17 protein-coding genes are annotated in these 24,335 nt (G+C 72.5%); 10 read left to right on the top strand and 7 right to left on the bottom strand.

The annotated features are described in order from the left end of the window. The first annotated feature begins 29 nt into the window (after nucleotides 1–29). The 3 genes from OG959_RS26005 (at nucleotide 30) to OG959_RS25995 (ending at nucleotide 5,794) form a co-directional block, all read left to right on the top strand. Nucleotides 30–1,097 (top strand): hypothetical protein, encoded by a 1,068-nt coding sequence (locus tag OG959_RS26005; RefSeq protein WP_326662213.1) that lies wholly within the window; start codon nucleotides 30–32, stop codon nucleotides 1,095–1,097. Between the two features lie 178 nt (nucleotides 1,098–1,275). After that, the gene (locus tag OG959_RS26000) at nucleotides 1,276–4,587 is read left to right on the top strand and encodes a S8 family serine peptidase (RefSeq protein ID WP_326662211.1); all 3,312 of its coding nucleotides are present in this window, start codon (nucleotides 1,276–1,278) and stop codon (nucleotides 4,585–4,587) included. A 178-nt stretch (nucleotides 4,588–4,765) separates the two neighbouring features. After that, a complete protein-coding gene (locus OG959_RS25995) occupies nucleotides 4,766–5,794 on the top strand; it encodes an aspartate-semialdehyde dehydrogenase (RefSeq protein WP_326662209.1) in 1,029 nt (342 codons plus the stop codon). A gap of 103 nt (nucleotides 5,795–5,897) precedes the next feature. Here the strand turns inward: OG959_RS25995 and OG959_RS25990 are convergent, their stop codons facing one another. Further along, nucleotides 5,898–6,443: a DUF1203 domain-containing protein gene (locus OG959_RS25990; protein WP_326662207.1), complete on the bottom strand. Its 546-nt coding sequence runs from the start codon at nucleotides 6,441–6,443 to the stop codon at nucleotides 5,898–5,900. Nucleotides 6,444–6,556: 113 nt separating this feature from the next. On the opposite strand from OG959_RS25990, the gene pepN reads away from it, so the two are divergent. Both pepN and OG959_RS25980 read left to right on the top strand, forming a co-directional pair. After that, nucleotides 6,557–9,136: an aminopeptidase N gene (pepN, locus tag OG959_RS25985; protein ID WP_326662205.1), complete on the top strand. Its 2,580-nt coding sequence runs from the start codon at nucleotides 6,557–6,559 to the stop codon at nucleotides 9,134–9,136. Nucleotides 9,137–9,309: 173 nt separating this feature from the next. Continuing rightward, the gene (locus OG959_RS25980) at nucleotides 9,310–11,007 is read left to right on the top strand and encodes an FG-GAP repeat domain-containing protein (protein WP_326662203.1); all 1,698 of its coding nucleotides are present in this window, start codon (nucleotides 9,310–9,312) and stop codon (nucleotides 11,005–11,007) included. A gap of 142 nt (nucleotides 11,008–11,149) precedes the next feature. On the opposite strand, the gene alc is transcribed toward OG959_RS25980, so the two are convergent. The 5 genes from alc to OG959_RS25955 all read right to left on the bottom strand — a co-directional run bounded on the left by alc (nucleotide 11,150) and on the right by OG959_RS25955 (nucleotide 16,166). Continuing rightward, nucleotides 11,150–12,289, bottom strand: a complete 1,140-nt coding sequence (alc, locus tag OG959_RS25975; RefSeq protein ID WP_326662201.1) for an allantoicase — start codon at nucleotides 12,287–12,289, stop codon at nucleotides 11,150–11,152. Nucleotides 12,290–12,347: 58 nt separating this feature from the next. Continuing rightward, on the bottom strand, nucleotides 12,348–13,268 hold the full coding sequence (locus tag OG959_RS25970; protein WP_326662199.1) for a LysR family transcriptional regulator: 921 nt from the start codon (nucleotides 13,266–13,268) through the stop codon (nucleotides 12,348–12,350). A gap of 133 nt (nucleotides 13,269–13,401) precedes the next feature. Next, the gene (locus tag OG959_RS25965) at nucleotides 13,402–13,632 is read right to left on the bottom strand and encodes a hypothetical protein (protein WP_148018711.1); all 231 of its coding nucleotides are present in this window, start codon (nucleotides 13,630–13,632) and stop codon (nucleotides 13,402–13,404) included. A 20-nt stretch (nucleotides 13,633–13,652) separates the two neighbouring features. Next, nucleotides 13,653–15,893: a 4-alpha-glucanotransferase gene (gene malQ, locus OG959_RS25960; RefSeq protein ID WP_326662197.1), complete on the bottom strand. Its 2,241-nt coding sequence runs from the start codon at nucleotides 15,891–15,893 to the stop codon at nucleotides 13,653–13,655. After that, nucleotides 15,894–16,166, bottom strand: a complete 273-nt coding sequence (locus OG959_RS25955; RefSeq protein WP_148018713.1) for a hypothetical protein — start codon at nucleotides 16,164–16,166, stop codon at nucleotides 15,894–15,896. Nucleotides 16,167–16,476: 310 nt separating this feature from the next. On the opposite strand from OG959_RS25955, the gene OG959_RS25950 reads away from it, so the two are divergent. The 4 genes from OG959_RS25950 to OG959_RS25935 all read left to right on the top strand — a co-directional run bounded on the left by OG959_RS25950 (nucleotide 16,477) and on the right by OG959_RS25935 (nucleotide 22,218). Then, a complete protein-coding gene (locus OG959_RS25950; protein ID WP_326662193.1) occupies nucleotides 16,477–19,476 on the top strand; it encodes a beta-N-acetylglucosaminidase domain-containing protein in 3,000 nt (999 codons plus the stop codon). A gap of 114 nt (nucleotides 19,477–19,590) precedes the next feature. Beyond that, nucleotides 19,591–20,148: a PadR family transcriptional regulator gene (locus OG959_RS25945; protein ID WP_326662191.1), complete on the top strand. Its 558-nt coding sequence runs from the start codon at nucleotides 19,591–19,593 to the stop codon at nucleotides 20,146–20,148. Continuing rightward, on the top strand, nucleotides 20,145–20,885 hold the full coding sequence (locus OG959_RS25940) for an ABC transporter ATP-binding protein (protein WP_326662189.1): 741 nt from the start codon (nucleotides 20,145–20,147) through the stop codon (nucleotides 20,883–20,885). Before OG959_RS25945 ends, OG959_RS25940 begins: the two co-directional genes overlap by 4 nt. Further along, the gene (locus OG959_RS25935) at nucleotides 20,875–22,218 is read left to right on the top strand and encodes an FtsX-like permease family protein (RefSeq protein ID WP_326662187.1); all 1,344 of its coding nucleotides are present in this window, start codon (nucleotides 20,875–20,877) and stop codon (nucleotides 22,216–22,218) included. The genes OG959_RS25940 and OG959_RS25935 overlap by 11 nt, the downstream gene beginning before the upstream one ends. A gap of 37 nt (nucleotides 22,219–22,255) precedes the next feature. Here OG959_RS25935 and OG959_RS25930 read toward each other — a convergent pair whose 3' ends face one another. Next, complete coding sequence (locus OG959_RS25930; RefSeq protein WP_018552807.1) at nucleotides 22,256–22,792, bottom strand: HNH endonuclease; 537 nt, start codon at nucleotides 22,790–22,792, stop codon at nucleotides 22,256–22,258. A gap of 366 nt (nucleotides 22,793–23,158) precedes the next feature. Here OG959_RS25930 and OG959_RS25925 point away from each other — a divergent pair, with 366 nt between their 5' ends. Next, nucleotides 23,159–24,229, top strand: a complete 1,071-nt coding sequence (locus OG959_RS25925) for a mechanosensitive ion channel family protein (protein ID WP_326662186.1) — start codon at nucleotides 23,159–23,161, stop codon at nucleotides 24,227–24,229. Nucleotides 24,230–24,335 lie beyond the last annotated feature (106 nt).

The raw sequence follows: 24,335 nt of genomic DNA, 5'->3' as shown, positions 1-24,335 counted from the left end.
TCCCGGCCCCGAGCGGGATACACCGGAGCATGAACTCGAACACCCCGCTCTCCCCCTGCCACCTCCGCATCACCTCCGCTGCCCGTCAACGCGTGCTGTCCGCAGCCCAGTTGAAGACCCACGGGGTGTCCCCCGCACAGGCCGCCGAGCAGTGCCGGACCGGCGGGCCGTGGCAGCAGCCGCTGCCCGGTGTCTTCGTCCTGCACCCCGGACCGCTCAGCGGCCGGGAGCGGCTGCGGTCGGCGCTGCTGTACGCGGGACGGCCGCCGGCCTCCGGGCGGCGGACCGTACCGGCGCAGTCCGGGGGTGCGGATCCCGGTTACGGCGAGGCGATGATCACCGGGCTGGCCGCGCTCTCGCTGTACGGCTTCGCCGCCGCGCCGCCCACCCTGTCCACGGACCGCATCGACGTACTGGTGCCCCGCATCCGGCGGCTGCGCTCGGCCCGGTACGTCCGCCTGGTGCGCAGTTCCGATCTGCCGCGGCCGGAGCAACTGGACGGCCTGCCGGTGGCACCGGTGGCCCGCGCCCTCGCGGACGCCGTCGCCGGGCTCGGGGACGCCCATGCCGTACGCCGGCTGCTCACCGAGGCGGTCCGCGGCGGCCACTGCGAACCCGCCGTCGTGGTCGGCGAGTTGAATCGCGCCAAGGTGCTCGACCGCCCCCAGGTGGTGAACGCCGTGGACTCGCTGCTCGCCGAGGGCCGGGCGCTGGCGGAGGAGCGGCTGTACGACATGGTGCGGACCCACGGACTCCCGGAGCCCCTGTGGAACGTGGACCTGCGGCTGCCCGGCGGCCCGCACCTGGGCGCGGTCGACGCCTACTGGCCCGAGGAGGCGGTCGCCGTGGAGCTGGACACCAGGGCCCCGCGCCACAGCCGGCTCGACGACGACCACCGCCGGCAGGAGCACGAGGCCGAGTGGTCCGCGTACGCCGCGCGGCGCGAGCACCTGGAGCGGCTGGGCGTCACCGTCGTCCACCTCAGCCCGAGGAAGCTGCGGGACGCACGGGAGCAGCAGGCGACCGTGGTGCGGACGGCGTTGATGGCCGCGGCCGACCGTGAGCCTGCCGCGTACGTGATGATCCTGCCCCGGTGAGCCCCCTCCACCCACCCCGTATGCACTGTTTCGTCCCGCATGACGCTTCGGCCCCACTGGCGGAAGTCCGCCATGTCCGCAACTCGCCCCTCACAACTCTCCACAAACCCCTGTCATTTACGAAAGGGTGAGCGGTCATCCGGTACCGATTTCCGGACTCTCTCTTTCACATACAGGGATGCTGATGACCTCCGAATCCCCCAGCTCCATACCCGGGGCGAGACGCGTGGCCCGCGTCGCGGCCGCCGCCGGACTGGTGGCCGCCCTGGCCGCCACCGGCGCCGCCCCCGTCTTCGCGGCCGACGACCCGGCCCCCGCGCCCGTCAAGACCGCCGCCGGCGGCAGCACGGCGGACAAGCTCGGCACGGCCGACGCCGACGTTCTCACCAAGGCGAAGGCCAAGGGCGAGAAGAACATCACGATGATGGTCGCCACCGCTCCCGGTGCGACCGAGCAGGTAACCGAGCAACTGGACGCCGTCAAGGGCTCCGTGCTCGGGCAGGCCTACGACAAGCTCGGCTATGTGCGGGCCACCGTGCCCACCGCGGCCGCCGAGGCCACCATCAAGGCGGCCTCGAAGCTGTCCTCCGTCCACGGCATCGACCTCAAGCAGGAGATCGTGCTGGACGACCCGACGCCGTCGGCCGACCGGGCGACCGGCAGCCGGGCCTCGGTGAAGTCGACGGGGACCTACCCGGCGCCCGGGAAGAACACCCCGGCGAAGAACCCGTACAACCCCTCCTTCGAGACGGGCGCGGTGGACTTCGTCAAGCAGCACCCGAAGGCCGACGGCCGCGGCGTGACCATCGGCATCCTCGACTCCGGTGTCGACCTCGGCCACCCGGCGCTGCAGAAGACCAGCACCGGTGAGCGCAAGATCACCGACTGGGTGACGGCCACCGACCCGGTCAGCGACGGCGACGGCACCTGGCTGCGGATGACGGACGCCGTGTCCGGCCCGACGTTCACCTATGACGGCCGCACCTACGCGGCCCCGGCGGGTTCGTACCGGATCAAGGTGTTCAAGGAGGCCGCCACCCAGGGTGGCGACATGGCGGGCGACCTCAACCGCGACGGTGACACCACCGACACGTGGGGCGTCCTGTACGACCCGGTCACCGGCACCACCCGAGTGGACCTGAACGGCAACGCGGACTTCTCCGACGACGCCGTCCTGAAGCCGTACAAGGAGAAGCACCAGGTCTCCTACTTCGGTACGGACGACCCGCGGACCGATGTCGTCGAGCGCATCCCGTTCGTCGTCGAAACCCGCAGTGACGTCGTGTACAACGCGGCCGGCGACACGTCCGACTTCGTCAACATCGGTGTCATCGAGTCGGAGCACGGCACGCACGTCGCCGGCATCACCGCCGCGAACGGCCTGTTCGGCGGCAAGATGAACGGCGCCGCGCCCGGCGCGAAGATCGTCTCCTCGCGCGCCTGCACCTGGTCCGGCGGCTGCACCAACATCGCGCTCACCGAGGGCATGATCGACCTCGTCGTGAACCGCGGCGTCGACGTCGTCAACATGTCGATCGGCGGACTGCCGCCGCTCAACGACGGCAACAACGCCCGCTCGGAGCTCTACAAGCGCCTCATCGACATCTACGGCGTCCAGCTGGTCATCTCGGCCGGCAACGACGGCCCGGGCGTCAACACCATCGGTGATCCCGGCCTCGCCGACCACGTCATCTCGGTCGGCGCGTCCATCTCCAAGGAGACCTGGGCCGCGAACTACGGCTCCGGCGTCACCAAGAAGTACGACATGCTCCCCTTCTCCTCGCGCGGTCCGCGTGAGGACGGCGGCTTCACGCCGACCCTGACGGCTCCCGGCGCGGCGATCAACTCGACGCAGACCTGGCTGCCCGGCGGACCGGTCAAGGAGGCGGGCTACTCCCTCCCGGCCGGCTACTCCATGCTCCAGGGCACGTCGATGGCCTCCCCGCAGGCCGCCGGCGCGACCGCGCTGCTGCTGTCCGCCGCGAAGCAGAAGCACATCGAGCTGCCCCCGGCCGATCTGCGCACCGCGCTGACCAGCACCGCCACCCAGATCAAGGGAGTGCCCGCGCACGCCCAGGGCGCCGGTCTGATCAACATCGTCGGCGCCTGGAAGCAGATCGAGAAGAAGGGCGCCCCGGCGCACGAGTACACGGTCAAGGCCCCGGTCGACACCGCGATCGACTTCGCGCTGAAGACCCCCGGCTTCGGCACCGGTCTCTACGACCGCGAGGGCGGCCTCAAGGCCGGCCAGAAGAAGTCGTACGACGTCACGGTCACCCGCACCACGGGCCCGGACAAGGACGTCAGGCACAAGCTGTCCTGGAAGTACAACGACGGCACCTTCACGGTGACCGGCCCGAGCACCGTCTCGCTGCCGCTCGGCAAGCCGGTGACGGTGAAGGTCCAGGCGAAGCCGGGCAGCGCGGGCGTGCACAGCGCGATCCTGCAGCTCGACGACACGAAGACCTCCGGTGTGGACCAGCAGGTCCTCGCCACGGTCGTCGTCTCCAAGGAGCTCGTGAAGCCGGGCTACGCGTACACGGCGTCCGGCTCGGTGCAGCGCAACGGCACCACGTCGTACTTCGTGACCGTGCCGGAGGGCTCCAAGACCCTTGAGGTCGCCATGAGCGCCCTGCGCTCGGGCAGCCAGACCCGCTTCATCTCCATCCACCCGTACGGGGTCGCGGTGGAGGACAGCGGAACGCCGTTCTGCTACCCGAACTACGAGAACCCGGCCAACACCTGCCGCCCCGACGTGCGCTCGTACGCCGACCCGCAGGCCGGTGTCTGGGAGATCGAGGTCGAGGCCCGGCGTACGTCGCCGCTGCTGGACAACCCGTACAAGCTGGACGTCTCGCTGCTCGGCGCGACCTTCGACCCGGCGGTGCAGACCATCGCCGAGGCGAAGATCGGCACCCCGGCCGCGGTGGACTGGACGGTCACCAACAACGCCGGTGACCTGGCGGGCAAGCTCAAGGGCGGCTCGCTGGGATCGGCCGACGTCGAGCGTCCGTCGATGTCCACGGGCGACGAGTACGTCAAGGAGGTGACCATCGGTGCGGGCGTCGAGAAGCTGGACGTCGCCATCGGCGGCACCTCGGACGCCAACGCCGACCTGGACCTGTACGTCTACAAGGGGACGACCGAGGTGGGTGCCTCCACCACGGCCGGTTCCGAGGAGTCCGTCAGTCTGGTGAAGCCCGCCGCGGGCACGTACACGGTCGTCATCCAGGGCTACGACGTCCCGGCCGGCACCACCGAGTACGACTACCGCGACGTGTACTACGCGCCGTCGCTCGGCACGATCAACGTCGACGAGACGAAGGCCGTCGACCTGGCCTCCGGCGCGTCGGCCCAGGTCGGTGCCGAGGTCGCGGTCGCCGGGGCGGCCCCCGAGGGCCGGCAGTTCTTCGGCGAGGTCCAGCTGGTGAACGCGCGCGGCACCGCCGCGGGCACCGGCAGCGTCGTGATCGAGAAGGTCACGCCGTAACCGCACCGCGGTGACCATGTGATCCGTACGACAGTGGGGCGGGCGCTCAACGGGCGCCCGCCCCGCTGCGCTGTCCGCACCCCGTCCGCAGGCCGGACAATGGATTGGACAAGGAAGCCGTGGACATACGCATCATGGAGCGGCAACCGTGCCCGTTCGTACGTTTGAAGGAGTCCCCGTGAAGGTCGGAATCGTCGGCGCCACCGGTCAGGTCGGCACAGTCATGCGCAGCATCCTGGCCGAGCGGAAGTTCCCGGTCGCCGAACTGCGGCTCTTCGCCTCCGCGCGCTCCGCGGGCTCCACGATCGCCTACGAGGGCATCGACATCACCGTCGAGGACGCCTCCACGGCCGACTACACGGGCCTGGACATCGTGCTGTTCTCGGCCGGTGGCGCGACGTCGAAGGCGCTCGCCGAGAAGGTGGCCTCGCAGGGCGCCGTCGTCATCGACAACTCCTCCGCCTGGCGCAAGGACCCCGAGGTTCCGCTGGTCGTCTCCGAGGTCAACGCGCACGCGATCGCGAACCGCCCCAAGGGCATCATCGCCAACCCGAACTGCACCACGATGGCCGCCATGCCCGTGCTGCGCCCGCTGCACGACGAGGCGGGCCTGGCGGCGCTGACCGTCGCCACGTACCAGGCGGTGTCCGGTTCCGGCGTGGCCGGTGTCGCCGAGCTGCACGGCCAGGCGTCCAAGGTCGTCGCCGACGCCGACAAGCTGACCCACGACGGCGGCGCCGTCGACTTCCCCGAGCCGGCCGTCTACAAGCGCCCCATCGCCTTCAACGTGCTGCCGCTGGCCGGCTCCATCGTCGACGACGGGTCCTTCGAGACGGACGAGGAGCAGAAGCTCCGCAACGAGTCCCGCAAGATCCTGGAGATCCCGGAGCTGAAGGTGTCCGGCACCTGCGTCCGCGTCCCGGTCTTCTCCGGCCACTCGCTCCAGGTCAACGCCCGTTTCGCCCGCCCGATCAGCGTGGAGCGCGCGTACGAGCTGCTGAAGGACGCGCCGGGCGTCGAGCTCTCGGACATCCCCACCCCGCTCCAGGCGGCCGGGCAGGACGCCTCCTTCGTCGGGCGGATCCGGGTCGACGAGACCGTGGAGCACGGTCTCGCGCTGTTCGTCTCCAACGACAACCTGCGCAAGGGCGCCGCGCTGAACGCGGTGCAGATCGCGGAGCTGGTCGCGGCGGAGCTTGCCGGCTGACGCCGGGGGGGCGGGTGCGGGTGCGGGTGCGGTGCCGCTGCGCGGAGCCGTCCCCTCCCCGCCCCTTCCCGAAACCGGGGGCAGGCCCCGGGCCCCGTTGTCCTCAATCGCCGGACGGGCTTGAATTTCCGCCGCGTCCGGCGTGCAAGCCCCCTCGCCGTACCTCGAAGTGCCAGCAGCCGTACTCCACGGCCCTGACGTGCACCAGCGCCACCTCCGGATCGGCGAACGCCTCCGCGAAGGCCTCGTCGTAGCCCCGCGCCTCGTCCGCCGGGATCTCCATCAGACGGCCGCCGACGATATGCCCGTCCGCGTCGTACCGCCGCACCGTGCGCAGCGCGCCCGCCCGGGAGAACGGATAGCCGGGCCGGTCCGCCGCCGGCCCCTCGCACTCCTCGGCGTGGATGAAGACCGGGCCCTGCTCGTCGTACGCCCCGGGGCGGGCCCAGGTGGCCGCCGCCCAGCGCCGCAGCGGCGCGTACGACACGAGGGCGATCCTCTCCCCCACCTCGTTGCCCCGCAGGCAGCAGCGCAGCGGGCTGCCCGCGTCCGTGGCGGTGTAAGGGACGCAGGGGCGCCCCGCGTCGTCCGTCTCCCGGAGTTCCTTCAGCGCGGCCGGGTCGATCGCGCGTGCCTCGTAACTGGTCATATGACGAGAATGGCCCGCCCCACCGGCGCGGTCCGGCGGAAAATGGACATCGCCCTGGGTACGGGTCACGTGGAAGGATGACCGGAAACATCACATATCAAGGAGATGACCGCGTGCCTGGCACGAATCTGACCCGCGAAGAGGCACAGGAGCGGGCGCGCCTGCTGACCGTGGACGCGTACGAGATCGATCTCGACCTCTCCGGAGCGCAGGAGGGTGGGACCTACCGGTCCGTCACCACCGTGCGCTTCGACTCCGCCGAAGCCGGTGCGGAGACCTTCATCGACCTGGTCGCCCCGGCGGTCCACGAGGTCGAGCTGAACGGCAGGGCCCTGGACGTCGCGGTCGTGTTCCGTGACTCCCGGATCGCGCTGCCGCATCTGGTGGCGGGTTCCAACGAGCTGAAGGTCGTCGCCGACTGCTCGTACACCAACACGGGCGAGGGCCTGCACCGCTTCGTCGACCCGGTCGACGAGCAGGCCTACCTGTACACCCAGTTCGAGGTCCCGGACGCGCGCCGCGTCTTCGCGAGCTTCGAGCAGCCGGACCTGAAGGCGACCTTCCGGTTCACCGTGAAGGCCCCGTCCGGCTGGACCGTGATCTCCAACTCGCCGACGCCGGAGCCCAAGGACGACGTCTGGTCGTTCGAGCCGACGCCGCGCATCTCCACGTACATCACGGCCCTGATCGTGGGTCCGTACCACTCGGTGCACAGCAGTTACGAGAAGGACGGCCAGTCCGTTCCGCTCGGCATCTACTGCCGCCCCTCGCTCGCCGAGTACCTCGACGCGGACGCGATCTTCGACGTGACGCGGCTGGGCTTCGACTGGTTCCAGGAGAAGTTCGACTACGCCTACCCCTTCGCCAAGTACGACCAGCTCTTCGTCCCGGAGTTCAACGCGGGGGCGATGGAGAACGCGGGCGCGGTCACCATCCGCGACCAGTACGTCTTCCGGTCCAAGGTGACGGACGCGGCGTACGAGACGCGGGCCGAGACGATCCTGCACGAGCTGGCCCACATGTGGTTCGGCGACCTCGTGACCATGGAGTGGTGGAACGACCTGTGGCTGAACGAGTCGTTCGCCACGTACACGTCGATCGCCTGCCTGGCGTACGCCGACGGTTCGCAGTGGCCGCACTCCTGGACGACGTTCGCCAACTCCATGAAGACGTGGGCGTACCGCCAGGACCAGCTGCCCTCGACGCACCCGATCATGGCGGACATCCGTGACCTGGACGACGTCCTGGTCAACTTCGACGGCATCACGTACGCCAAGGGCGCCTCGGTCCTGAAGCAGCTGGTGGCATACGTCGGCATGGACGCGTTCTTCCAGGGCGTCCAGGCGTACTTCAAGGCGCACGCGTTCGGCAACACGCGCCTGTCCGACCTGCTGGGCGCGCTGGAGGAGACCTCCGGGCGCGACCTGAAGACCTGGTCGAAGGCGTGGCTGGAGACGGCCGGCATCAACATCCTTCGCCCGGAGATCGAGACGGACGGAAACGGTCACGTCACTTCGTTCACCGTCCTCCAGGAGGCACCCGCGCTGCCCGCCGGCGCGAAGGGCGAGCCGACGCTGCGTCCGCACCGGATCGCGATCGGCTGCTACGACCTCGACGCCGCGTCCGGCAAGCTGGTCCGGACGGACCGGATCGAGCTGGACGTCGACGGCGAGCGCTCCACCGTGCCGTTCCCGGCCGGCACCGCGCGCCCGGCCGTCATCCTCCTCAACGACGACGACCTCTCGTACGCGAAGGTCCGCCTCGACGAGGAGTCGCTGCGGGTCGTCACGGAGCACCTGGGCGACTTCACCGAGTCGCTGCCGCGCGCCCTGTGCTGGGCGTCGGCGTGGGACATGACGCGCGACGGCGAACTGGCCACGCGCGACTACCTCTCGCTCGTCCTGTCCGGGGTGGGCAAGGAGTCGGACATCGGCGTCGTCCAGTCGCTGCACCGTCAGGTGAAGATGGCGCTGGACATGTACGCGGCGCCGGAGTGGCGCGAAGCGGGTCTGACCCAGTGGACCGAGGCGACGCTCGCGCACCTGCGTGCGGCGGAGCCGGGCAGTGACCACCAGCTGGCATGGGCCCGCGCGTTCGCGGCCACGGCCCGCAACCCGCAGCAGCTCGACCTGCTGCAGGCGCTGCTCGACGGCACCGAGGCGATCGAGGGCCTGGCCGTCGACACCGAGCTCCGCTGGGCCTTCGTGGAGCGGCTGGCCGCCACCGGGCTGCTCGACGACGAGGAGATCGACGCCGAGTACGCGCGCGACCGGACCGCGGCGGGCGAACGCCACGCGGCGGCCGCCCGGGCGGCGCGGCCCTCCCAGGAGGCGAAGGCGGAGGCGTGGGCCTCGGTCGTCGAGTCCGACAAGCTGCCGAACTCCCTCCAGGAGGCGGTCATCGGCGGGTTCGTCCAGACCGACCAGCGTGAGCTGCTGGCCCCGTACACCGAGAAGTTCTTCGCCGCGGTGAAGGACGTCTGGGACTCGCGGAGCCACGAGATGGCGCAGCAGGTCGCCATCGGCCTCTACCCTGCGCTCCACGTCTCGCAGGAGACCCTGGACGCCACGGACGCCTGGCTGGCCTCGGCGGAGCCGGGCGCGGCGCTGCGCCGGCTGATGTCGGAGTCGCGGTCGGGTGTGGAGCGGGCCCTGAGGGCCCGGGCCGCGGACGCCGCGGCGGCGACCGCCTGAGCGTGATCCGAAGGCGGGGGCGGGTGTCACGGACACCCGCCCCCGCTGTGCGTGGGGCGGACGAGACCCCGGTGAAGGCAGTGTGACCTTGTGGTGTAGGTTCCGGGCACGCCATGGGGGTACCTGGCGTTTCGCGGCAGCTGGGCTGCCGCCTTCATCCGGGGGGATACCGCATGCGAAGAATCCTTGCCGTTTCGGGCTCGGTGGCGCTTCTTGCCACCGGCGCTCTCGCGGGGGCCCTGCCTGCCGCCGCGGCCAACTATTTCGCCTTCGAGATGGGCCGCGACTGGACGCTCATGCCCGGCGAGGGCCGGGCCGAGCTTCGTCCGGACGCCTGGTACGACGAGGCCGACGGGACCCTGGTCTACGCCCTGAGCAAGAAGCAGCTGAACGACCCGGCGTGGGCCGCCGGGGGTGTGCCGGCGGGCCTCGCGGTCTCGCTGGACTCGGGCTGCAAGGCGGCCGCCACCGCCGGTGTCTACCTCTGTGACGCCCACGGCGACATCTCCTATCCGGAGGTCTCGGCCACTGCCACGGCCGCACACGGAACCACGGCCTATCTGGGGCTGGCGTACGCGCCGAGCGGCACGAACGTCGACAAGGCGGTCAAGGAGGCCCAGACCGCGGCGACGTTCTCCGAGGACGGTCTGCACGCCGCACGCACCATCACCGTCAAGTCGGCCGAGCACGTCGCGCAGAACACGCTCACACTGAACACGCCGACGCTGAAGGCGGGGGACTCGGTCACCCAGTCGATCACCGTGCACGCTGTGGACACGGGGCATCTCTCGATCACGTTCGCCCCCTCGGAGGGCCAGCGCGGCTGGGAGGAGTCCGAGGCCGACATCACGATCGACTCGGTCTCGCGCGGCGACAACGCGACCTGCGACCACAGCCTGGGATCGGTGGCCTACGGCGGCGATGTCCGTTGCGACATCACGCCCGGCGACGTCACGATCGACTACACACTGACCGCCGGAGCGAACATGGCGGCGTGGAAGGTCGATGCCGCCGCGGTGTACGAGGTCTACAACTACGGCACCCACAACCCCGAGACGTCGAGCCGCTTCGTGATCGACAGCCCGTACCCGGTCAGGCCGCACCACCTGCTCCTGGCCCGCGGCAAGGACGGGCTGCTCCGCTCCCACTACGGGACCGGCAGCGCCTCGGTGCCCTTCCGGGACTTCGAGGAGGTCATCGGCCACGGCTGGAACATCTACGACCAGCTCACGAAGCTCTCCCCGGTCACCGTGCAGGCGGCCGGCGGTGGCCTGGTGGGCCGCGACACGTCCGGTGTGCTGTGGCACTACCGCACGACCGGCGACTGGAACACCCTCGCGGGGCGGACCAAGGTCGGTGGCGGCTGGAACGCCTACAACAAGCTGGCGGGTGTCACGGACGTGACGACCGACGGCAAGGCTGACCTGCTGGCCCGCGACACGTCGGGCGTCCTGTGGCTCTACCAGGGCACGGGCAGCACGGCCCCGTTCACCGCGCGGACGAAGGTCGGCGGCGGCTGGGGCGTCTACAACGAGCTGACCGGCGCGGGTGACGTGACGGGCGACGGCAGGGCGGATCTGCTGGCCCGCGACGGGTCGGGGGTGCTGTGGCTCTACCGGGGCACCGGCAAGGCGGCATCGCCGTTCACGGCACGGACCAGGGTCGGCGGCGGCTGGAGCGCGTACCGCTCCCTGTCCTCACCCGGTGACCTGACCGACGACGGCCGGGCCGACCTGGTCGTCCAGGACAAGTCCGGTGTGCTGTGGCTGTACCGGGCGACCGGCAGCGCGACCACCCCGTACGCGGCGCGCGTCAAGGTCACCGGCGCGGGCGAGACGTCGACGATCAGCGGGTACAACACCCTGCTCTGACCGTCCCGCAGGACACCGCTGAGGGCCCGGACCGGCGTGCGCAGCCGGTCCGGGCCCTCTCACGTGACGGGGTGCCTGGTGAACCACCCGGCGAACGGGGCGCGGGGCTCAGCCGTTCGCCGGGCGGCGGTCGTGAGGGCTGTTACGCGCCCGACTCCTCGCAGCGGCGGGCCAGTCCGGCCGCGCCGGACTCCGTAAGCGAGCCGTGCAGGCGCATCCTGGCCACTCCGCCGTCGGGGAAGGCGTCGAGGCGTACATGGGTGACGACGGCCTGGGCGCGGAGCGGGAAGCGGTGCAGGGTGTCGGGCTGGAGCCTGGTGCGCGGGATGACCTCGAACCACTCGCCCGTCTCGCCGTTGCGGCCCTGGAGGGCGATCCAGCCGGCCGCGTTGCCCTTGAGGTAGGCCGTGTCGATCTCGACCGCGCGGACCGCGCCCTGGGCGGGCAGCCGGAAGCGTACCCAGTCGTTGGTGTCGCGGACGCGGCGGCGGCGGTTCTCCCACCCGTCATCCATCTTGCGGGACGTGCCGGGCAGGATGATCTGGGTCGGCGAGGAGTAGAAGCGGTCCGAGGCGTCCTCGTAACTGCCGCCGTTCAGGACCGAGATCAGGTCGAAGGTGCCGAGCGTCGCGAGCCAGGACGGGTCGGGGAGCACCTCGCCGTGCACCCGCAGGCGGGCGATGCCGCCGTCGGGGTGCTGGCAGAGACGCAGGTGCGTGTAACGGCGGCCGCCGGTGATCTCGAAGCCGTTGGCGGCGTGGCCGCGTACGGGGGTCGGCGGGACGATCTCCTCCCACTTCACGTCGTCGGCGAGGAGTTCGGCAGGGCCGGGCGAGCCTGCGACGGAGGTCGCCTGGACCGAGACGCGCTGCGGGTAGTTGCCGCGGAAGTGGGCGGTGTCGACGACGATGCCGCGGATGATGCCGGGGGCGCCGAGCCGGATAAGGGCCCAGTCGTGCTCGTCCGGGGCGGGGAACGGGTGGGCGGCGTCCGCGCCGCGTCGGCGGCGGGTCTCCCAGCCGTCCATGATCTTGCCCTTGTGGCCGAAGTGCTCGGGGTCGAAGACGGCGCGCTCGCGGACCAGGAGGTTCTCGCGCTGGGCGAAGAACTCGTCGTTGGCGGCGATCACGCCCGCGCCGAGACGGCGGTCGGCGAGGTCGACGAGCTCGGTGAAGGGGAGGTCGGTGGTGCGGTAGTCGGCGTACGGGTCACCACCGCCGTACGGGGCCGCGTCGTTGGCGTGGGGGTCGTCGTGGTGGTTCTCATTCTGTTCGAAGGTCATGCGTTCACTGTCGTACGCGTGAAGCCATTAGGTCCATCGAAAGTTTTCGCATGAATCGTTAAGGGTGACTGAATGGTTTCGCCGCCTCCCGCAGCGCCGTGAGTACCCGGGCCACCGCCGGGCCCTGCTCGGCCCCCTGCCGGACCGCGGCCACCACATGGCGCCGGGGCCGGTCCGCTTCGAGGACTCGCATCACCACACCGTCCCGGCTCTGGCGCTCCGCCGACGCCATGCGGGGGATCAGCGCGACGCCCATTCCCCCCTCGACCATGGCGAGGATCGCGGTCCAGCCGGAGGCGCTGTGCGCCTGCTCCGGGACGAAGCCCGCGGCCTCGCACGCGGCCGTGGTGATCTCGGACCAGGGCCCCGAGCCGCCGAAGATCCATGGCTCGGCGGACAGGTCCGCCAGCCGCAGCCCGGACGCGCCCGCGAGCCGGTGGCCGGCCGGCAGCGCCACGTCCAGCGGGTCCGCCAGCAGCGGCAGCACGGCGAAGCGGGGGTCGCGCGCGGTCGGGGCGTGGGCGGCCAGGGAGAGCGCCAGGTCCACGTCGCCGGCGACCAGGAGTTCGTAGGCCTGCGCCGCCTCGGCCTCCCGGACCCGTACGTCCGGCCCCGGCCGTTCCTCGTCCCGCAGCGCCTGCACGGCGGGCACGACGAGGGCGGGGACGGCGGTGGCGAAGGCGGCGATCCGCACCTCGCCCGCCTCGCCGTGCAGATAGCCGGTCAGTTCGGCGTCGGCGCGCTCCAGTTGGGCGAAGACCGCCTCGGCGTGGCGGAGCACCAGATGGGCGGCATCGGTCAGGCGCACGCGCCGGCCCTGTGCCTCCAGCAGGGGTACGCCGAGCTGCCTGGACAGGTTGGAGAGCTGCTGGGAGACGGCCGACGGGGTCATCAGCAGCGCCTCGGCAGCCGCGGTGACGGTGCCCCGGTCGCGCAGGGTGCGCAGGATGCGGAGCTTCTTGACGTCCCACTCGATCATGGCCGCAACCTACCGGGCGTGCCGCGCTCCGCCCCGGGTCCGGCTCCCGTTCCCGCTCCGGACATGCGAATGCGCCGCTCGGTACGTGAGTACCGGCGGCGCACCCGGAGTGTCCTGGGTGTCCGGTGGGGGACTAGGCCTGCTTCTTCGACTTGTCGAGGACCATGACCAGGCCCGCGATGACCGCGAACAGGGCCAGGGGGGCCACGACGAACAGACCGATCGTGTCGATCACGCTCAGGCCCGGTCCCGGGTCGTCGCCGTCGTCGCGGGTGAGCGCGAGCGCGGGGGACGACATCAGCAGCATCATCAGCGTCGTTCCGGCAGCGACCGCGCCGGCGCGCATAGCGTTCTTCTTGTCCACGGTGCAAACGTAGCGAACGCCTACGACGGCCGCGCGCCCGGGGGTGCCGTACGGGTTCTCGGAGGCTCCTGACGGGGTCGGAGTACTTCCATCAGCCGGTGCAGCCGGGGTGAGGCGGCCAGTTCCTCCAGGGTGACCGGGCGGCCCTCGGCATCGGCGATGGGCAGCCGCCAGTTGGGGTACTGGTCCCAGGTGCCCGGCAGGTTCTGCGGGCGGCGGTCACCGATGGTGTCGGGGAGCCAGACGCCGGCCATGCGGGCGGGGGTGCGCAGCAGGAAGCGGTGGACGGCGCGGACGGCGGCCTCCTCGTCGCCGCCGCCCTCGGGGAGCAGGCCGAGGCGGGAGAGGAGGCCGAGCCACTCCGCGGTGTCGGTGCCGTCCTCGGTGCGCTCCTCGTCCAGCGGGCGGGTGAGCAGGCCGAGGCGGTGGCGCAGCGTCACATGGTCGCCGGTCAGCCGGGCGGCGGTGGACGGCAGGTCGTGGGTGGTGGCGGTGGCCAGGCAGTCCTCGCGCCATTCCTCCGGGGCGAGCGGGCGGCCGGTGCCCGACCAGTCGCGCTCGAACCAGAGCACGGAGGTGCCGAGGACACCGCGGCGGGCGAGCGCCTCGCGGACGCCCGGTTCCACGGTGCCGAGGTCCTCCCCTATGACGACGGTGCCGGCGCGGTGGGCCTCCAGGACGAGGACGGCGAGCATCGCCTCCGCGTCGTGGCTGACGTAGGTGCCCTCGGTGGGCGGGCGCCCCTCGGGCACCCACCAGAGCCGGAAGAGGCCCATGACGTGGTCGATGCGCAGGGCCCCGGCGTGCGCGAGAAGGCCGCGCAGGAGTCCTCGGTACGGGGCGTAGCCGGACGCGGCGAGGGCGTCGGGTCTCCAGGGCGGCAGCCCCCAGTCCTGGCCGCGGGCGTTGAAGGCGTCCGGGGGTGCGCCGACGGACATGCCGTGCGCGAAGGCGTCCTGCTGGGCCCAGGTGTCGGCGCCGCCGGGGTGCACGCCCACGGCGAGGTCGTGGACGATCCCGACGGCCATGCCCGCGTCCTTCGCGGCGCGCTGGGCGGCGGCGAGCTGAGTGCCGGTCAGCCAGGCGAGCCGGCAGTGGAAGTCGACCCGGTCCAGCAGTTCGCCGCGGGCGCGGGCCGTCTCCGGGGAGCGGGGGTCGCGCAGGCCGGCCGGCCAGGTGTGCCAGTCGGAGCCGTGCACCTCGGCGAGGGCGCACCACAGGGCGTGGTCCTCCAGGGCCTGCCCCTGCTCGGCGAGGAAGTCGCAGTAGGCGGCGCGGCGGCCGGGTGTGAGGGGGACGGCGACGAGGATGTCGAGGGCCTGCCGCTTGAGCTCCCAGACGGCGTCCCGGTCGATCAGGGCACCCTTGTTCAGCACGGCCTCGCTGAGTTCGGCGGCCCGGCGGCGCAGGTCGTCGAGGGCGGCGGGGTCGGGCGCGTGCCCGTACTCCGGGACGGACTCGATGCGCAGGTGCACGGGGTCGGGGAACCGCCGCGAGGACGGGCGGTAGGGCGAGGGGTCGGTGGGGTTGCCGAGGACCGCGGCGTGCAGCGGGTTGACCTGGACGAAGCCGGCTCCGAGGCAGCGCCCGGACCAGGAGGCGAGATCGGCGAGGTCGCCGAGGTCGCCCATGCCCCAGGAGCGGGCGGAGAGCAGGGAGTAGAGCTGGACGAGGAAGCCGTGGCTGCGCCCGGGCGGCTGCGGCACGCGCGCCGGGGCGACCACGAGCGTGCAGGTCTCCGTCACCGGCCCGTCCGGGCCGCTCCCCCGGTCCTGCGCACCCGGCACCCGGACGGTCAGCCGGTGCACCCCCGACGGCGGCTCGGTCCACCAGCCGGGCGCGGCCGGGGTCCGCGAGGTCCCTCGCCCGGGTGCCGCGGGGTCCACCACCGCGGCCCGGGCGTCGGCCGGGCGGGATTCGGCCGGAACCGTACCCCCGGCGGGGACGCGCATCGGGGCCGGCGGGGCCTCGGCGGGCTCCTCCGGGCGGACCGTCAGCTCCGTGCCGGGCGGCAGCGCGGTCAGGGCCGGGGGCAGCGGCTCTCCGGCCCAGACCACCAGCGTGGCCGGGAGCAGCCGGGAGCCGGCCGCGGACTCGGCGGCGGCGAGCGCCTCCCGTACCGCTTCGGGCGTGGTGGCGTCGACGCCGAGCGCGGCGAGCACCGCGACGACCGTGCCCTCGGGGACGGGCACCGTGACATCGGCGGACGGGGAGAAGGAGGTGGCGACGCCGTGCAGTGCGGCGAGCCGGGACAGGCCCATTCAGACTCCTGGGGACTCCATGCCCCGAGCGCTGCCGGAAGAAGCCGGCTCGCTGGTCAGCGGGGCGAGGACGGCGAGCGGGGGTTCGCTGGTCAGAGGTGTGGCGTCGGCGAGCGGAGGCTCGCTGGTCAGGGGTATGGCGTCGGCCAGCGGCGCCTCGCTCGTGAGCGGGCCGGGCGTGCTCGGGGTGGCCGGGGGTGCGCTGATGTACGGGGCGGGACCCGGTACCTGTTTGGACAGGGCGGAGAGCAGAAGCTGCGCAGCGGCGGGCATGGTGGCCTCCTGGCCGTGGAGAACAGGACACAGCAGACCTACCCAGCGGACGCGGCCGCAGACGTAGGCGTTATGACAACGAGTTCAACGTGCTCCGGGTCACATTCCGTTCCCCCGGGGCGGGTTCTCCGTAAAACGTCCGCTTGTTTCGGCCATTCGGCGTGGTCTTTCGCGTGTGCCGCCGCGCGTGGAGAACCCTTCACCGCGACCGTCATATCGGGCATTTACCCCACGGCGCCCATGCGCATTGACACTCTCGCGCGCGGGTGGTGGGCTCGGATCCCACCGGTGGGCGCGTAGGGAGACAGGCATGCAGCTCAGGCGCAGGAAGCACGCGGCGGCCGTCGCCGTGGCCGTGCTCGGCGGGCTGCTCTCCGCGGGGGCCCCGGCCGCCGTCGCCGCCCCCTCCCCGCCCGGCACCCATCCCGTCACCACACCGGACCGCACCGACGACGCGGCGCCGCCCGCCGTGTGGCCGCGGCCGCAGAGCATCAAGGTGTCCGGGTCCTCGGTCCCGCTCTCCGGCGAGGTGACACTCGTCGCCGGCGACGGGGCGGATCCGTACGCCGTCGAGGCGCTCCGCCGGGTACTGCGCGACGCGGGTGTGCGGTCCGTCCACGAGTCGCTGCCCGGCGGCGGGCCCGTCATCCGGTTCGGCGGGGACGGTGCCGTGGACGCGCTGCGTACGCTGCGCGCGCCCGACCGTGCCGATCTGCCGTCCGGCGGCTACCGCATCGCGGTCGGCCGGGTCGCGGGCCGGGACACCGTCGCCGTGGACGGCGTCGGCGACGACGGCCTGTTCCACGCGGTGCAGACGCTGCGTCAGCTGGCCGGGGACGGCCGGATCGCCGGTGTCACCGTCCGGGACTGGCCGGCCGGTGCCGTACGCGGGATGACCGAGGGCTTCTACGGTCAGCCGTGGTCCCAGGAGGAACGGCTCGCCCAGCTCGGCTTCATGGGGCGCACCAAGCAGAACCGCTACCTCTACGCGGCCGGCGACGACCCGTACCGGCAGGCCCGCTGGCGCGATCCGTACCCCGCCGAGCGGCGCGCCGAGTTCCGTGCGCTGGCCGCGCGGGCCGCCGCCGAGCATGTGACGCTCGGCTGGGCCGTTGCTCCGGGTCAGTCCATGTGCCTGTCGTCGGACCGCGACGTGAAGGCGCTGACGAAGAAGATCGACGCGATGTGGGCCCTGGGCGTGCGGGTCTTCCAGGTGCAGTTCCAGGACGTCAGCTACAGCGAGTGGCACTGCTCGGCCGACGCCGACACGTTCGGCAGCGGCCCGGAGGCGGCCGCCAGGGCGCAGGCCCGGGTCGTGAGCGCGGTGGCGCGGCACCTCGCGGAGCGGCATCCGGGCTCGGAGCCGCTGTCCATGATGCCGACGGAGTTCTACCAGGACGGGGCGACGGCCTACCGCACCGCGCTCGCCGGGGAGCTCGACGAGCGGGTGCAGGTCGCCTGGACCGGCGTCGGGGTCGTGCCGAGGACCATCACCGGCGGCGAACTGGCCGGTGCCCGCACCACGTTCCGCCATCCGCTGGTCACCATGGACAACTACCCGGTCAACGACTACGCCCAGGACCGGATCTTCCTGGGCCCGTACACCGGCCGGGACCCGGCGGTCGCCATCGGTTCGGCGGCGCTGCTGGCCAATGCGATGGAGCAGCCGTCCGCGTCCCGGATCCCGCTGTTCACCGCCGCCGACTTCGCCTGGAACCCGAAGGCGTACGAGGCGCAGGAGTCCTGGCAGGCGGCCCTGGACGATCTCGCGGGCGGCGACGCCCGCAGCCGGGACGCGCTGCGCGCCCTGGCGGGCAACAGCGCGGGGTCCGTGCTGGGCGGTGACGAATCGGCGTATCTGCAGCCGCTGTTCGCCGCGTTCTGGAAGTCCCGTACGGCCGACGGAGCCCCGGCCCGCGACGAGGCGGCGCGCCGGCTGCGGGCCGCGTTCACGGTGATGCGCGAGACCCCGCAGCGGCTGACCGGACTGGCCGACGGGCGCCTCGACGACGAAGTGCGTCCGTGGAGCGAGCAGTTGGCGCGTTACGGCCGGGCGGGCGAGCTGGCCGTCGATCTGCTCCAGGCGCAGGCGCGCGACGACGGGGCGGCCGCCTGGGAGGCCTCGCTGGCCCTGGAGCCGGCGGTCAAGGCCGTGAGGACGGGCGGCGCAACGGTCGGCAAGGGGGTGCTCGGCCCGTTCCTCGACCGGGTACGCAAGGAGTCCGCCGCCTGGACGGGTTCGGACCGCGACAACGGCACGGTGGCCGAGGCTCCGGGCAGCTACACCCTGGACTTCGACCGGGCGCGCCCGCTGGAGGCCGTCACCGCGATGACGGTGCCCGGCGACGACTCGACGGTGTCGGGCGCGACGGTCCAGGCCCATGTGCCGGGCGAGGGCTGGCGGAGCCTCGGTGCCCTGTCGGCGCGGGGCTGGACCCAGTCGCCGGGCCAGGGCGTGCGCGCGGACGCGGTCCGGATCAGCTGGCCGACCGCCACCCCGGCGCTCACCGGCGCACCGCCTCTCATCATCCCGCCGCTCGCGGGTGCGGCCCCGTCCGCCGGCACGGCCCCCCGGGTGCGCTCCCTGGTGCCGTGGTTCGGCGACGAGCCCGCCGCCCGGCTCGATCTCGCACGCGGGGAGACGGACGCCGAGATCGGCGGCAAGCCGCTGCGGGTCGAGGCCCGGCTCTCCGCGCGCCGTCCGGCCGAGGTACGCGGCGTGCTCACCGCGAAGGCACCCAAGGGCATCAAGGTGCGGGTGCCGAAGCAGACGACCGTGCCGCGCGGCTCCCGTACCGAGGTACCCGTGGAGATCACCGTCCCCGCGGACACGCCCGCGGGTGAGTACGCGGTGCCGTTCTCCTTCGGCACCGAGGAGACCACCCTGACCGTCCGGGCCTTCCCCCGCACGGCGGGCCCCGATCTGCTGCGTACGGCCACCGCCTCCTCGTCCGGGGACGAGACCGCGGACTTCCCGGCGGCCGCCGCCTCGGACGGCGACCTGAAGACCCGCTGGTCCTCGCCGCCCGAGGACGGCGCCTGGTGGCAGGCCGAACTGCCGGCCCCGGCCCGGGTCGGCCAGGTGGTGCTGGACTGGCAGGACGCCTACGCCTCCCGCTACCGCATACAGGTCTCCGCCGACGGGCGCACCTGGCGCACGGCGGCCACCGTCCGCAACGGCGGGGGCGGGCACGAGTCCGTCCGGATGGACGCGAAGGACACCCGTTTCATCCGGGTCCAGGGCGACGGACGGGCGACCGAGTACGGCTACTCGCTCTGGTCGGTCCAGGCGTACGCCGTAGCGGAGTAGCCCGCCCGGCGGGCCGTCGCACCGCACCCGCTCCACCGCTCCGCCACCACCTCGCGCCCTCATGTACGCCGAAGTATTCACTCAGTACATATACCGAGTATATAGTCACGCCCCATGAGCACCCGTCACATTCTTCTGGGCCTGCTTGCCGGAAGCCCCTGCCATGGCTACGACCTCAAACGGCGCTACGACGAACTCTTCCCCCAGGCCCGCCCGCTGGCCTACGGGCAGGTCTACACGACCCTGCAACGCCTGGTGCGGGACGACCTGGCCGCCGTGGAGGGCACCGACTCCGACGGCGGCCCCGAGCGCACCCTGTACCGCTCCACGGACCGGGGGGCGGACGAACTCGCCACCTGGGCCCAAGGGGTCACCCCGCCCGCTCCCTTCGTCACGAACGAGATCTTCGCCAAGGTCGTCATCTCGCTCCTGGTAGCGGGGGCCGAGGGCGGCGACCGGACGGCGGAGGCGGCCACGTACCTCCGGGCCCAGCGTGCCGCCCACATGGTGCGCATGCACGAACTGACCGGTCTCAAGACCACACCGGGCGCCGATCTGAGCACCGTCCTCTCGGCCGACTACGCCCTGGCCCATCTGGACGCCGACGTGCGGTGGATGGCCACGACGGCCACCCGTCTCACCACCCTGACCGCGGAGGTCGACGCAGTATGAACACACAGACCGAGCAGCCCTCCGGGGCCGCGGAACCGATGATCAGCGCCACCGGCCTGACGAAACAGTACGGAAGGTCGCAGGCCCTGCGCGGTGCCTCGGTCACCCTCCGGGCGGGCGAGATCCTCGCCGTCACCGGGGCCAGCGGCAGTGGGAAGTCGACGCTGCTGCACTGCCTGGCGGGCATCGTCCGCCCCGACGAGGGCGAGGTGTCGTACGGCAGGGAGCGGCTCGACCGGGCGTCGGAGAACCGGCTCAGCGAGCTGCGGCGCACCGATTTCGGTGTGGTCTTCCAGTTCGGACAGCTGATCCCCGAACTCACCGTGCACGACAACGTGATGCTGCCGCTGCTCCTCGCGGGGACCGCCCGCGCCGCGGCGCGGGACCGGGCGGACGAGTGGCTGGAGCGCTTCGGTGTGCGCGGCCAGGCCGCGCTGCGGCCCGGGGAGCTGAGTGGCGGCCAGGGTCAGCGGGTGGCGCTGGCACGGGCGTGGGTGACGGGTCCGAAGGCCGTCTTCGCGGACGAGCCGACCGGGGCCCTGGACTCGCTCGCCGGGGAGCAGGTGATGACGGCGCTGGTGCACGCCGCCCGCGAGTCCGGCGCCGCGGTGCTGCTCATCACGCACGACGCCCAGATCGCGGCGTACGCGGACCGGGAGGTGTGGCTGCGGGACGGGGCCGTCCACTCCGGTGCCACGCCCTTCGTCGTCCAGGAGGCCGCCCACCATGAGGGCTGACGCACGCATCGCCTGGAACCTGGCCCGCGGCTCGGACCGCCGTGAGTGGTGGCGGATCGCGCTCACCGCGGTGGGCGCCCTGCTCGCCACGGTGTTCGCGCTCGCCGCGATCACGGTCGCCGCCGTCCGGGGACAGGTGTCCATCCCGTTCGGACACGGCTTGCTGAACCAGCCGGGCGAGCGCGCCGGCGTGGTGGTCGCCCTGTTGCTCCTGCTCATCCCCGTACTCGGCCTCCTCGGCCAGTGCGCCCGGATCGGCGCCGTGCACCGCGACCGGCGGATGGCCGGGCTGCGGCTCGCCGGGGCGTCGCCCGCGCAGGTGCGCCGCATCAGCGCGCTGGAGTCCGCGCCGGTCTGCCTGGCGGGGTCGGCCGGCGGGCTCGGCGTCGTCGGCGTGGCTCTCGCCGCGCAGAGCCACACACCTCCCGCGGCGGCCTGGGTGGCCTTCGTGCTGGTCGTCATCGGCGTGCCGGTGGCCGGCACGCTGGTGAGCGTGCTGGCCCTGCGCCGGGTGATGGCGTCGCCGCTCGGCGAGGTGCGCCGGGTGCGGCCGGAGCGCGGGTCCCGGCCGCTGCTGGTCCTGTCCGTCGCGGCACTGCCGATCGCCGTCGGGGCGTACGCCCTCGTGGTGCGGGGCAGCGACCCGGCCGCCGCGTCCCTCCCGATGCTGGTGTTCGGCCTGGTGTTCCTCACCGGGGCGGGCGCGGTCTGGGCGGCCGGTGCGTCGGCGGCCCACATCGGCCGGCGGCTGGCACAGAGCGCGAAGAGCCCGGCGGTCATGATCGCCGCGGGCAGGCTCAGGGACGACCCGTGGGCCGCCGCGCGCACCCATGCCGCACTGCTCCTGGTGACCGTCGTCGGGATCGCCTTCGTGGGGGTGCGGGAGGTGGTGCTCGCCGACCTGCGGGGGAAGGGCATCCGGACACCGGAGGGCCTCGCCTTCTACACGACCGGCATAGACCTCACGGGGGTCGCGATCCTGGTGGCCCTCGCCATCAGCCTCTTCGGCCTCGCCGTGGGCACGGCGGAGTCCCTCGCCACCCGGCGCAGGGGCCTCGCCGCCCAGACCGCGGCCGGGGTGCCGCACACGGTGCTGGCCCGGGCCACGCTCCTGGAGACCGCGCTCCCGCTGGCCCCCGCGGTGCTGCTCGCAACCATCGGCGGCATGGCGGTCCACCTCGCGTACACCGCCGTGGCCGCGCCCGGCACGGTTCCGTCCATGCTGCCGCTGCTCGTCCCCGTGACGGTGTACGCCGCGTGTCTGCTGGCCGCCGCGACCTCGCTGCCGCTGCTGCGCCGCATGGCTCACCCGGCGGAGCTGCGCTTCGCCTGAGGCCCGGCGCGAGGCGGAGACACGGAAGCCCGGATCGTCAGGCTGAGATGCCGTCGATCCGGGCCATCGCGTCGTCCGCGCCGAACGGTTGCAAGTAGGGCAGCCAGCGCGGGTCGCGGTGCCCCGTGCCGATGATCCGCCAGGCCAGTCCGGTCGGCGGCGCGGGTTGCTGGTGCAGCCGCCAGCCGAGCTCGGGCAGATGACGGTCGGCCTTGACGTGGTTGCAGCGGCGGCAGGCGGCCACCACGTTGTCCCAGGCGTGCTGTCCGCCGCGGCTGCGCGGGATGACGTGGTCGACGCTGGTCGCGGCGGCGCCGCAGTACATGCAGCGCCCGCCGTCCCTGGCGAAGAGCGCCCGGCGGGTCAGCGGGACGGGCCCCCGGTAGGGAACGCGTACGAACCGCTTCAGCCGGACGACGCTCGGGGCCGGAACGGCACGGGTGGCACTGTGCATGAAGGCGCCGGACTCCTCAAGGCAAATGGCCTTGTTCTCGAGGACGAGGACGAGCGCGCGGCGGAGCGGTACGACGCCGAGCGGCTCGTACGACGCGTTGAGAACCAGGACATGCGGCACGTGGACGCCTCCTTGTACGCCGGCGGCGCGTGGCTCGCGCCGGGACGATCCGGTCTCAGTCTCCCCTCCTGCCTGGTCGAAGCGCCACCACGTGCGGGTAACGGGCCGGAAGGATTTTCTTCCGGGACCCTGCCGCCCGTACGACGGGACGCGCCGGAACAGGCGCTTCGGGGGCCTGCCCGCCGCGAGCGCGCCCGGTGTGCGATCGGCCACAGGCCGCACACACACACTGCCTCGCGGGACACGTCCCTTACCTCTTCCCTATCCCCGGGTGAGACGCGTCTCTCCCCTCCGTCACGGCAACGGAGCATTCCGGATGCCCCGTTAGTGTGGTTGTTCAGCGCTCGCCCAACTGGAGGTTTCGCCGTGTCCCTGTCCGCCCTGTTGGCCGCAGCCCCGTCTCCCGAGCCCGGCGGCTCGCTGGACGAAGCCGCGAAGCAGGCCGGCAACGCCGCGAGCTGGGTGGAGGAGAACTGGTCCACCTGGCTGAACACCGGCCTGCGGATCATGCTCATCGCCGCGATCGCGATCGCGTTGCGCATCGCCGTCCGCCGCACGCTGACCAAGCTCATCGAGCGCATGAACCGCAGCGCCCAGGCAGTGGAGGGCACCGCGCTCGGCGGCCTGCTGGTCAACGCGGAACGGCGCCGGCAGCGCTCGGAGGCGATCGGTTCCGTACTCCGTTCGGTGGCCTCGTTCCTGATCCTCGGCACGGCCGCCCTGATGATCCTGGGCGCGTTCGAGATCAATCTGGCGCCGCTGCTGGCCTCCGCGGGCGTCGCCGGTGTGGCCCTCGGCTTCGGTGCGCGCAACCTGGTCACCGACTTCCTGTCCGGCGTCTTCATGATCCTTGAGGACCAGTACGGCGTCGGGGACACCATCGACGCGGGCGTGGCCTCCGGCGAGGTCATCGAGGTCGGTCTGCGGGTCACCAAGCTCCGCGGTGACAACGGCGAGATCTGGTACGTCCGCAACGGCGAGGTGAAGCGGATAGGCAACCTCAGCCAGGGCTGGTCCACCGCCGGGGTCGACGTACAGGTGCGCCCCACGGAGGATCTGGACCGGATCCGTACCGTGATCACCGAGGCCGCCCAGCTGATGGCCAAGGACGACCCGTGGACCGAGCGCCTGTGGGGTCCGGTGGAGATCCTGGGCCTGGACAGCGTGCTGCTGGACTCGATGACGGTCCGGGTCACCGCGAAGACGATGCCGGGCAAGGCGCTGGGTGTGGAGCGCGAGCTGCGCTGGCGCATCAAGCGCGCCTTCGACGAGGCCGGCATCCGCATGGTCGGCGGCATCCCGGCCCAGCCGGACGAGCCCTCGGCCGCCGACCCCACGGCAGCGATGGCCGCCCCTTCGGCGTACGCCTCGGCCACCTCGCCCCAGTCCCTGGCGGCGACCCCGATCCCCCCGGCGACGCCGAACATCACGAAGTAGCGCGCGGCCGTACGCCGCACGGCCGAGGGGCACCCCGCGAAGTCCGCGGGGTGCCCCTCGGCCGTGTTTCCCGGGCAACTCGGTTCTTCATGAGCGGCGTTGGGTA

The organism is Streptomyces sp. NBC_00385, assembly GCF_035917155.1.
GTDB classification, from domain to species: domain Bacteria; phylum Actinomycetota; class Actinomycetes; order Streptomycetales; family Streptomycetaceae; genus Streptomyces; species Streptomyces poriferorum.
Note: the sequence above shows the minus strand (reverse complement) of the source record. Positions and strands in the feature narration are given on the sequence as shown.